The 10,864-nt window shown below is 49.2% G+C and carries 4 protein-coding genes; 2 read left to right on the top strand and 2 right to left on the bottom strand.

The features are described 5' to 3' along the window. Window positions 1-28: 28 nt before the first annotated feature. On the top strand, window positions 29-1,861 hold the full coding sequence (locus ACXAGR_RS08440; protein WP_474849311.1) for a glycoside hydrolase family 2 protein: 1,833 nt from the start codon (window positions 29-31) through the stop codon (window positions 1,859-1,861). A 117-nt stretch (window positions 1,862-1,978) separates the two neighbouring features. On the opposite strand, the gene ACXAGR_RS08435 is transcribed toward ACXAGR_RS08440, so the two are convergent. Next, window positions 1,979-3,991 carry a glycoside hydrolase family 3 protein gene (locus ACXAGR_RS08435; RefSeq protein ID WP_474844014.1) on the bottom strand — a complete coding sequence of 671 codons (2,013 nt, stop codon included), beginning with the start codon at window positions 3,989-3,991 and terminating at the stop codon, window positions 1,979-1,981. 23 nt (window positions 3,992-4,014) lie between these two features. After that, entirely contained in the window at window positions 4,015-7,647 is a 3,633-nt protein-coding gene (locus ACXAGR_RS08430; RefSeq protein WP_474849309.1) for a family 78 glycoside hydrolase catalytic domain, read from the bottom strand. A 499-nt stretch (window positions 7,648-8,146) separates the two neighbouring features. On the opposite strand from ACXAGR_RS08430, the gene ACXAGR_RS08425 reads away from it, so the two are divergent. Beyond that, window positions 8,147-10,807, top strand: a complete 2,661-nt coding sequence (locus ACXAGR_RS08425) for a TonB-dependent receptor plug domain-containing protein (RefSeq protein WP_474844012.1) — start codon at window positions 8,147-8,149, stop codon at window positions 10,805-10,807. Window positions 10,808-10,864 lie beyond the last annotated feature (57 nt).

Genomic DNA, 10,864 nt, shown 5'->3' with positions numbered 1-10,864 from the left:
AACACAATGCTTATTAAAGGATGTAATCATGGAAAAAAGGCAATTTAAAATTATGATGCGCTGGATCGTTATGGGAATAGCTGTTTTCAGTAGCACAGAAATACTGGCAGATGTAATTCCTGATCTTTACCTGCACGACAAACAAAGTCTGAACGGGAAATGGAAATATCATGTCGATCCTTACGAACTGGGGTTTTATGACTATCGCTGGCAGCAGCGGGATCGAAAAGAGAGCCCTACTCGAGATGCGTTCTTCCTGGATTCAAAGCCGCAGAATAAATCTGACCTTATAGAGTATAGTTTCGACAAAGCAGAAGAAATTACCGTTCCCAGTGACTGGAACACACAAAGTGAGAAGCTCTATTACTATGAAGGTACGCTGTGGTATCGCAAAATTTTCACCGCAGAAACGAATAGTGACCGCACTTTCCTCCGCTTTGGAGCGGCCAATTATCGTGCTGATGTTTATCTGAACGGGAAAAAACTAGGCATGCATGAAGGCGGCTTTACACCTTTTGCTTTTGAAGCTACAGAGCATCTTCGCAACGGCGAGAACTCACTCATTGTGAGGGTTGATAATAAACGCTACAAAGAAGCAATTCCTACCCTGAACACAGATTGGTGGAATTACGGTGGTTTGACTCGTGATGTCGATCTCATTTCTGTGCCTGATACTTTTATTTCAGGCCACCAGATAAAGCTTACAGATCATAAGTCAGGAAGCATAAAGGGTGAGGTTCAGCTGTCAGGTAAGAAGTTAAAGCAGGCTATTACGGTTTCTATTCCTGAATTAAACAAGTCGGTTAAAGTGAAAACTGACAAGCAGGGTTTAGCTTCGTTTAGTATTTCGGCACCACAGCTTTCGTTGTGGTCTCCTGAATCACCTAAGCTTTATGAAGTTGAAATAAAGAGTGAAACCGACAGTATCACTGACAAAATGGGTTTTAGAACCATTGAGACAAAAGGTAAGCAGATTTTACTGAATGGTGAGCCGGTGTTTCTAAAAGGAATAAGCCTGCACGAGGAGCTCGCTAAGAATGGCGGGGGACGAGTAAGCTCTCACGAGGACAGAAAAACGCAGCTAGATTGGGCAAAATCTTTGGGAGTGAACTTCATTCGGTTAGCTCACTATCCTCATAGCGAAGATATGGTGCGTTTGGCTGAAGAGCGCGGCATCATGGTGTGGTCTGAAATTCCGGTTTACTGGACAATCGCGTGGACTAACAAAGAGACGTATGAAAATGCGGAGACTCAACTGTCTGACATGATTATTCGCGACCGCAATCGCGCTAATGTCATCATCTGGTCCATTGCTAACGAGACGCCGGTTAAAGCTGAGCGGACTAAATTTCTTACCGATTTGATTGATACTGCTCGTGAACTCGATGGTACTCGCCTGATTTCTGCAGCTATGGAGAACCATTGGGACAGTGAAGTTGAAAACCTGACAGTGGTTGAAGATCCGCTGGCGGAAGCAGTCGATATTGTTAGTTTCAATCAATATATTGGTTGGTATGGTGGTACACCTGAATTACTTACGAAAGTTTCGTGGCGTATTCCTTATGACAAACCCGTGTTTGTAAGCGAATTTGGTGCTGGCGCGAAATATGGTCTGCATGGAGAGAAAGACGAGCGATGGACAGAAGAATATCAAGCAGATCTTTACGATAAAACTGTCACCATGTTGGATAAAATTGACGGGTTAAGTGGTATGTCCCCCTGGATTTTGACCGATTTTCGCTCTCCTCGTCGATTGCTTCCCGAAATACAGGACGACTTTAATCGCAAAGGCCTCATGTCTGAAAAAGGCGAGAAAAAACAGGCCTTCGACGTACTTAAGCGATACTACGAGAAGAAGTAGGCGGACTGCTTTTATTATTTCATTGATATCAAAGCTGACTTCATCAATGAGATGAAGAACACTAAAAATAACAAAGGCAGCCGAAGCTGCCTTTTCATTAGCGCTTAAACATCAGGATTAGAACGTCAGTCCCGCGCGGCGCTTGTACAGCGGGTTTTCGCTGTCGTCTGCGTAACCGGGTTTCTGTGCTTCTACAGCTTCATCAGAAGACGGCAGTTCCAGTGGCAGGGTGCCGGTGGGTGATACCTTGCCGGTAAGCACATCAATCACGGCATCGTCAGCACTACCGAAGTTAGCCAGAATAGCGCCTGCGGTATTGTTCAATTCACCCATGACCATGGGGCGTTCCAGGAAGACGGATAAAATAGTTGGCACTTGCTGGCTAACGGCCAACATTTGCTGATACTTCTCATCATCTTCGCGGAATGACACGCGGCCTTCATTCTGGCGGCTGCCGAAGAAGTGGTTCGGATGCAGTTTTTCACTTGGCGTTGAGAAACGGAAAATCGCGAAGTCGGCCTGGGCCGGATCGGTCACAACTTCAAAGCCACGAGCGGTGAGTGCCTCTGCATTTAAGCCATCAACGAACACTTTCTTCATCGAGTCTGCCAGTGGAAGCAGCTTATCTGCATTTTTCAGTAGCACCTGAGATTTTGCCTGAACTTCCCGTGCCAGTGCCCGCCATTCCGGTTTACCCACATTCGATGCTGCAGTAGCTTCATCCACGTAGGGGTTGTCGAATAAACCAAGCTCAAACTTCAGCGTGAGAATACGCGTGGCCGACTCATCGATGCGCGCTTCTGTCAGTTTGCCTTCATGTACCGCGTTAACGATGATCTCAGGCTGGTCTTCACCGCCAAACTGGTCGATACCTGCAGTAATACCTTTCACGAAACGCTCAGGAATAGTCAGATCCTCCACCCCCCACGGCGTCGCAATTTCCCGCACGCCTTGTGGTTTCGTCGGTGCCTTACATTCTTCACTACAGTCCCGGGTTACCGCCCAGTCTGAAACCACAACGCCTTTAAAGCCGGCATCGCCGCGCAGCAGGTTTTGCAGTATTTGTTTATTGAAGCCCGGGCTTACAGCTTCTACCGGTTCACCGTCTACAGTGATGCCGTGTAAGATAGGGTACGCGGGCATAATGCCGGTGGTTTTTGCTTCGAAAGCACCGTCAAATGCACGGATATGATCTTCAAAGCTGGTATCGTCCAGCTGTGCATTGCGGCCGTAGTAGTTATGGCCATCAAAACCATCTACCGCTGCACCGTAACCCACCCAGTGTTTGGTAACGGTAGATACGCCTTCCGGCGTGATGCCATCAGAGCTGCCCTGGAAACCACGAATGTACGCGCCCACCTGCTTACTCACTTCACCAGCATCGCTACCGAAGGTGGCAATGATACGGGGCCAGCGGGGCTCGGTGGCTAAGTCAGCCTGCGGAGACAAGGCCATGGTAAAACCGGTTGCACGATATTCCTGACGGGTAATGTCACCAAACTGTTCGGTCACTTCAGGATCGTTCAGCGCACCAAAACCAAGAGGCTCAGGCCATTGGGTGAAACCATCGGTAGACTCAGCAGCACCTAACACGTACTGGAAGTGGTTACGCGGGTCGGTACTGATAATCGCTGGAATACCCAACCGGGTGGTTTCTGCCAGCGCCTGGACTTTGTTGTTCTCAACGGCCAGATCTGATGGAGACATGTTCAGGCGGCTGATGTAACTGCCGATGTGTTTGTCTTTGAATAATGATGTGGCGACATCGATGTCATAGCCATCCTGAGAAAAACCCGCAAAGCCGTTCTTACCCGGAAGGGTGCCATGCACCATTTCACCGGCTTTTTCTTCCAGCGTCATGCGGGCGACCAGGTCGGCCACACGTTCTTCAACGGGTAAACGCCAGTCCTCATACGGGGTAAGTTTGCCATCGGCATTCAAATCCCGGAAAGTCAGGCCGTCCTGTTCGATAACGGTTTTGCTGGTGGTTTTAACCGCCACCTGGCTTACAGGGGCGCTATCTTTCTTCGGTTGCTCAACCTGGCCGGGCGAGGGTTTCTCGCCACAACCAGTAAGCATAGCGGTAGTGATAAGGCAGGCACTACCCAATGTTGCTGTATGCTTTTTCATTAATCGTGTCCTTGACCGGATAATTATTCGTTCACGGCGCCTGTGATTTGGTAAGTACCAGAGCCTAATGAAAAGATGTTCATTTCATCGGCACGGGAAACGTTAGTTACGAACTTACTGGCATTCACACTCTCGCCATCAATCTTCAATGCTTGTTGCGCGCCGGGTAACGAAATTGTTGCTGTCGTGTTAGCAGGAATGGTTACCCGGTAGTTAAACTTACCATCTTTTACTTGCCAGTGGCTCGAAATTTTTCCATAAGGTGAATCATATTCTGCTTTTACCCAGTCAATTTCATTCTGCGGATCAAACTCCGGCTTCAACGCGAAGGTTTTAAAACCGGGGCTCAGTCGCTGAATACCGCCTGAGTGACTGATTAACCATTCACCGATAGCACCGAATGAATAGTGATTGAAGGAGTTCATGCTGTTATTGCCACCGAATCCGTCTTCAACCGTGTAACCGTTCAGGCGTTCCCAAATTGTTGTCGCACCCTGGTCGATAGGATACAACCACGACGGATACTGGTCGTTGAGCAATAAGCGGTATGCATCACCGGTATAGCCATTCTCAGACAGCGCTTTGCTGATCCAGGCCGTGCCGATAAAGCCGGTCATCAGGGAGTAAGCGGGGCGGGTTTTCCCTGCATCGTCAACGTTTTGTGACGATACCGAACGGGTCAGCTTCTCTGCCATCGCTGCAGCGTTGTCTTCGTTGAATGCGTTCATTGCCAGACCAACCGCAAAGGAGGTTTGGGTGTCTGCTACTGCCCATTCTGCCGGTTGAGCCACCGGATTAAACATACTTGGGCCGCCTACGAGACCAACGGTTTGCTGTTCATCATTAACGAACTTATCGTTAAAGAAGGCTTTACGTTCATCATACTGTTTGCGGTACTCGCGGGCCTGCGCATCATCGCCCAGTACCGCTGCTACCTGCGCCATAATATCCAGCGCATAAATGTGATAAGCAGTAGCCAGATAATCTGCACCTAACTGATTGTTCTGCGGGCCTAACCAGTCTCCTAAACCTGAGTCAGTGCTTAAGCCGGTTTCGCTGTCGATGGAGTCATGCAGGAATGTCATGTATTCATTCATAGACGCGTAGTGTTCAGCGAGTAAGCCTTTATCACCATACTGCCAGTAAGTTTCCCACGCGACGGTAATACCGGCTACGCCCCACAGCACACCACCGAAGCCGCCGCCAACAGGAGCAACGTCTGCATACCGGCCACTGTCAGCCTGAGTATCCCGCATGGCTTGCAAATGGCGACGCATAAACTGTGAGGCATCACTCACATACGTTGCGGTAGGGGCAAACACGTTGATGTCGCCGGACCAGCCCATACGCTCGTTTCGCTGGGGACAGTCAGTCGGTACAGACAGAAAGTTATCTACGTTAGACCATGTCAGGTTTGACCATAGCTGATTAACCTTGTCGTCTGAACATTCGTAACTGGCAGTCAGCGCCTGTACAGAACTCACAACAACGCCGTTAACCGCTTCAAGGGGCAGAGGTTTTTCAATGCCTGTTACTTCAATGTACTGGAAGCCATGAGAAGTGAAATGTGGCTCAAAGGTTTGCTCGCCGTCAGCCATGATATAGATATCCTGACTGAGTGCGGCACGATAATTTTCTGTCATGATCATGCCCACGTTCGGGCCTGATTCCGGTAAGTCCGGATAGAGCATTTCGGCAAAGCGTACGGTAACGGCTTCGCCTGATTTACCGTCTTGGAAATGCAGACGAGGTACGCCAACGATATTTTGTCCAAGGTCATAGACAAACACGCCGGGTCGCACCTCTTCCACACTTTTTGCCTGAACGGTGGTAAATTCACGGGCCGGTTCACCGATTTGCCCGATAAGCTTCATATTGTCGTACGACAGCGTTTGTGCAGGGCGCATCATATTTGGCTGCACATTCTGCGCTTTTGTTTCTTCAAGAGAAATTTCGGCTGCCGGTTCCCATTCGCCTTCAAACGACGGGGTCGCCCAGCCTGCCTGCGCTTCTGCGATTCGGGCATCGTACACTTCACCCATAGACAAACTGCCGTACACTACCGGTGACGTGTCGCTGAACTGCCAGCTGCCCGGTTGGGTAACCACAATACTCTCAGAACCGTCTTCATAGGTAATGACCAGTTGCGCGAGCAATGACTGACGATCGCCGAAGCCATTCCAGGTGTTGCCGAAGCCCAGCATACCGCTCCACCAACCTTCGCCCAGCCGTGCGCCCATGGCGTTTTCACCTTTTTGAATGGCACTGGTGACATCATAAGACTGATAAAGGTGGGTCAGGTTGTATTGGGTAAGGCCCGGGTTGTAATAATCGTTACTGACCTTTTCACCGTTTACGTAGTATTCGTAAATGCCCCGCGCGGTCACATACAAACGGGCTTTGCTGACGGCCTTTTCTGCCACATCAAACTCAGTACGCAGTTGCGGCATACCGTTACTTTGGGTATCAACAACAACCAGCTGGCTGTCATCAGAACCGGTGAAAGTAATCCCTGCCTTGGTATCGCTGACCTGCGTAGATTTTTCTGCGAATTCAGCGCCATGCTCAGCGCCATTAAACAGCACGCTGTGCGGCGTATGCATGTTGCTCACCGTCAGGTTGCTTACTGTGACGGTTGTACCAGCATCTGCCGCTACACCGATATCGTTAAGCATGCCATAGGTGACGTAGTCGTGGTTGTGACCCAGAGGATTCAGCTGTACCGTTGCCCCTTCCACCAGTGGCGGAAACATCATCTGGAATCCTGATTTTTCTTCAGAATCTGCACCCACCCAGAATGCAGGGCTGCCATCTAACTGAACGGTAACATTGCCGAATTCATTATTGATAAGCAGGTGGTGAGGTTTAAAACGGTTGTAAGCATTGATCAATGATTGCTTAATATCGAAAGATTTTACCGGCGTATCTGCGTTGTCATCCGGCGTGTAACCTGCACGGTAAAAGTTTAATTTTGCCGGTGCACCGTTTTCAACACCTTCCACGTCCAGCTCAATCTTAAAATAACTCTCGTCTTCACCGCTTTCTACCTGATAGATGTTCTTATACTTATCCATCATTCTCGGGTCATTAGCCGCATAAACAATACCGCCGGCTGTGCCACCTTCTGCAATGGTGATGTCTGCGCCGATACGGAAGAGAGGCAGATAATCGCCATACAGGGGGAGGGCGTTGTCATCGCCACCAATCCAGGTCGCACCATTCCAGGCATTCAGAGATGTATCGAGTAAGCCTGTTTCAAAAGTAGACGTGGCCTCACTCGTATCGCCTTCGCTGTCCCATACCGTCAGCTGCCAGGTGTACTGTGTACGGGGGCTTAAAGGTTTGCCTTTATAGGTAATATGCAGTGCTTCTGAGGAGTTTTGTTTGCCGGAGTCCCATACCTGCGCGCCGTTTTCATCTGTTACGCGGATCCGGTAAGCAGACTGGCTAAGGCCTTTAGCTCCGCCTTTAGCAGACATCTGCCAACTGAAACGGGGCGCGGTGACGTCAATGCCAATGGGCTGAGTGCGATATTCAGTTTTCAGTGCTGCAAGATCAAACTGATCAGTAACACTTCCGACGCTGCCAGTTCCTCCGCAAGCTGAAAGTAACGTGGCGGGTGCTGCAACAGCAAGAGTGAGTATTAGTTTGCGCATGCAAATCTCCGGTACGTACCTGGTGGCAATCTGTTCAGTGAAACCTGCGATTAGCGCGAGTCTTCTGAAACGTTATGATTGAAAGTGATTGGCATGTTGCCCTAAGCACATAGATGTTGTCAATGTGTTAACGGCGGGTCACCGGAAACGAAAGGTTTTGGAGGCGTGTGAGTGGTACCAACCGGACTGAATAACCCGCGCCGGTGTAGTGCTCTGTAGAGTGATTAGCGCATTTTAGATCCGCTGCAAAGCGTGTTTTATCAACTTTACATTCAGTTCTGCGTCAATCTGTCAGTCCAGAAAAAATTGGTTGTTTTTTATTCGCGAATTTTATCAATAGCTGGTATTAATCATATTTGTTTGTGATTGTTATTGACTGTATATGATTGTCGATGTACTTTGTTGCCTCAATGTTAATTAATATCGAGCAGTTTTAATAAAAATAACACGCTGCCAAAAATTAGATAAATCACTGACACAACCACGCAAGGAGTTGAAAATGGCTTCATTTTCAGGACTGACAACCACACCAGTTTTCCGCCGTTCTGTACTCGCGGCACTTATCACTGCTTCTTTTTCTCAATGTGCAGTTGCACAGGAAGCAGAGTCTGCACAATCTGAACCGGATCCAATGGTAGAAACCATTGAAGTTCGTGGTTCAGCAACCGGTACTCTTATCCGCGGTGCAACACCGGTAGGTACTAACGTTGTAGGGATTTCAGAAGAGGATGTCGCTGAAATTGGTGTGCCTGACAGTAACGAACTTCTTGCACAAATTCCGCAAATGACCAGCACCTTCAACAGCCGTCCTACTATGGCGACTGATATTGGTCAGGGCATGCCAATGCCGAAACTGCGGGATATCGGTACCGGTGGTGGTAGCACGACACTGGTACTGCTGAACGGTTTACGTTTACCGGGTTCCGGTATTATCCAAACCGTACCAAATGCTGCGGCCATTCCTCCATCAGTATTAAGCACGGTAGAAGTGGTAATGGATGGTGGTTCTTCCATTTACGGTTCTGATGCCATTGCCGGGGTGGTTAACTTTATCACCCAGCGTCCGAAAGATGGTGTGACCGTAAACCTCGAAGGTGGATTCGGTGACAGTTATACCGCAGGTTCCCTTAACCTGACTGCCGGCACTTCATGGGATTCCGGTGCGGCGATGTTGTCTTTCTATCATGCGGAAAACGGTGATGTGATGGGCTCTGAGCGTGATTTTATTACTGCTGACAGTACAAGCAACGGCGGCGGTGACTACCGTACCCGTCAGTGCAGCCCGGGCAATATCACGGCAAACGGGACCAGTTACCGCATGGACACGCTGACCGAAGGCAGTAACTTATGTGATCCTAACGATGGTATTTCTTATGTACCGGAGCAAAAGCAGGACACCATTTTCCTGGCTCTGGAGCAGGAATTTTCTGACAACGTTTTCCTTAATCTGAACACGTACTACAGTGACTGGGGCGTGGATATTACCGGCGATGCGACCAACGCGTTAACGGATCTGGGTGCTTCAGGCACAATTACATCAGATAACCCTTATTTTACTGCTATCGGTGATGAAACTTCGCAAACTGTCGACTTCAATTTTTCTGACGTAGTTGGCCCGGGCGCGAAAAACAGCAGCGACTTTAAAGCATTCTCTTTCATGCCGGAGCTGACCGTAGAATTACCGAACTACTGGCGTCTGAAAGCCGCATACAGTTACGGCTGGGCGGAAACCCACGGCGAAGAAACCGGCGTAAATGCGACTGCCGTTGCTACTGCGCTGGCCGGAACGGATGTATCTACAGCGCTGAACCCGTACGATGTAGCTTCAACAGATCCTGCGGTACTGAGCAGTATCCTTTCTTACTACGGTACACTGGGCGATGCCAAGCAAACTCACCATCAGATCCGTCTGACACTGGATGGTGCTATTTATTCTTTACCGGCCGGTGATGTGATGCTGGCTGTGGGTACCGAATACTTTAAGCAAAACTACGACGTGTCGTTCGGCGGTGGCGCAGCAGATGCCCTGCAAATGACAGAAACATCCGCATCACGTAACGTGAAGTCTGTTTTCAGTGAAGTGGTTGTGCCGGTGATGGATGACATCGATGCCGGTACTATCGACTTTACTGCATCCATCCGTTACGACAGTTACAACGATGTGGGCAGTACAACTAATCCGAAGATTGGTGTGGATTATTCTCCTACTGACAACTTACGTCTGCGTGCACAATGGGGTACCTCATTCCAGGCGCCAAGTCTGGCAGACTCCGGTGCAGCCGTTGATACCCGCGCTATTACTCTGGGTGTGAGCCCCTGGACGGCACCAGATAGCGAAGCCAGCGATTTCTATCGCGGTACTATTATTCTGGCCGGTGGTAGCGACGGGCTGCAGCCTGAAGAATCTGAGTCATACAGCGTAGGTTTCGACTGGACACCAGAGTTCTCTGAGGGTTTGAAAGTCAGCATGACCTATTTCGATGTGGACTATTCAAGTGCTATCAGCCTTGCGCCGTTCTATACGCCAAGCGTACTGTTCAGTACGGAAGGTTACTCGGATTACTACACAATCAATCCAACACTGGATGAGGCGCTGGCAGCGGCTGACGGCATGCGCATTGACGGTCAGTCAATCGAGAGTCTTTACGCTGACGGCAATTCAGCCTACGTCCTTTTCGATGCCCGCCGTAAAAATATGACGGCCACAAAACTGTCGGGTATCGATTTCGACATCGCTAAAGAATGGCAAACCAGCTTTGGTAGCGTGAATGCCAGCGTTGCCGGCTCTTATACACTGGACAGAACATTCCAGCCTGTACAGGGCGCGGCGTATCAGGATGAAAAAGGTACCGATGAGCGTGGTGACTACAACCTGCTAGCTCAGGTAGGTGCGACTTACGAAAACATGCTGGGTACTGTGCGTATTCTTCACACCGATGGCTGGGAAAACGCGGTTGCTTCAGCAGACTCTCTGACCACAGTAAATCTGTTCGGTAAGTACGATTTAGGCGAATATGAGTTTGTGGAAGAAGCATCTGTTACTGTAAACGTAGACAACCTGTTCGACGAAGATGCAGTTTACTATGATGATGCAAACGGCTTTATCAGTGGTTCAACACTGGGCCGTGTGATTTATCTGGGACTGAATCTGAAGATGTAATTCAGTGCATGAACTGAAAGCGGAGTCTGCAGACTCCGCTTTTTGTCGTTCAAAGTA

The sequence above is a fragment of the Alteromonas sp. ABH4_457 genome (genome assembly GCF_056160625.1).
The sequence above is the reverse complement of the archived record's forward strand: the minus strand, read 5'-3'. Positions and strand labels throughout refer to the sequence as shown.